This window comes from Pseudoalteromonas sp. S1650 (assembly GCF_005887195.1).
Classification (GTDB): Bacteria; Pseudomonadota; Gammaproteobacteria; order Enterobacterales; family Alteromonadaceae; genus Pseudoalteromonas; species Pseudoalteromonas simplex.
Map to the genome: position 1 here is coordinate 1 of NZ_PNDF01000157.1, position 455 is coordinate 455.

Sequence of the window (455 nt, forward strand, 5' to 3'; positions counted from 1 at the left end):
GGAACATCAAAAGTGAAATATAAAAATTCATCTTGAGCGCCACTGATGTTAATTGGCTGGCTATTCAATAGCACACCATCATCAACACTACTGTCAGCTTCGATAGTTGCTACTGTAGTGACAGTTTGGCTTGCACCTTCATTATCAACCACAGTTAATGTTATGGTGTATTCTCCTGCACTTGTGTAACTATGAGTAGGATTTGCCAGATTTGAACTGCTACCATCGCCAAAGTTCCATTGATAACTAGCGATACTACCATCGCTATCATTACTACCATTACTCGTGAAGCTTATACTGTTATTTTGCATGCCAGAATATGGGCCATTAATTTGTGCTATTGGTGGGGTATTAGTGCTCGTACCTGCAACTAAGTCATCGCACCACTGTACAAATTCATTCTCATAATTATTGGCCCACTCTACAGTTTTTGATTTATAGGCACTCCAATTACC

At 39.6% G+C, this 455-nt stretch carries 1 protein-coding gene; it reads right to left on the reverse strand.

Annotated elements, in window-relative coordinates; translation table 11 throughout:
• Positions 1-455 (reverse strand): PKD domain-containing protein (locus CWB80_RS21985; RefSeq protein ID WP_138686317.1); only part of this gene is annotated, 455 nt, incomplete at both ends.